The organism is Xenorhabdus sp. NBAII XenSa04, assembly GCF_963866145.1.
In the GTDB taxonomy this organism is placed as follows: Bacteria; Pseudomonadota; Gammaproteobacteria; order Enterobacterales; family Enterobacteriaceae; genus Xenorhabdus; species Xenorhabdus indica.
This window is the reverse complement of the sequence record NZ_CAWMEB010000299.1, coordinates 1-378: the sequence shown is the minus strand read 5'-3', so window position 1 is coordinate 378 and position 378 is coordinate 1. Positions and strand designations below refer to the sequence as shown.

The following is a 378-nucleotide window of genomic DNA, read 5'->3' as shown; positions in this document are numbered from 1 at the left end:
ACTCTTTCGACAACCGGTTGCAGGAGGATATGGACAATACGCACCTAAGAAAATGGGTGATAAAGGAATTAATAGTGCCATCGGTGGTAGCTGGAATGGAAAACGTATAAAATCACTTGATGATGCAGCTAAGGACGCTCTGGACAGTGGATTAGGTGATGCCAAAATGAATGTACAATTAGAATTATGTCGAGGTAAGGGGAAAAAATGATGCGTGACGAGTTTTTTGAGTATTATATTGAAAAAATGGGAGAAGCAACTCAACACAGAGCAGTCCCTGACGAAGCCATGGATAAATGGCTGGGGAAACTGCCTGGGCAATTATGATATTATTGGAAACATGAAGGTTGGAATAGTTATATACCAATCATCATTGAA

1 protein-coding gene is annotated in these 378 nt (G+C 40.2%); it reads left to right on the top strand.

Features of this window, described 5'->3' with window-relative positions; genetic code table 11:
- Positions 1-211: polymorphic toxin type 15 domain-containing protein (locus tag AAC147_RS10735; protein ID WP_197056450.1), on the top strand; the 211-nt coding region annotated here is incomplete at its 5' end.
- Positions 212-378 lie beyond the last annotated feature (167 nt).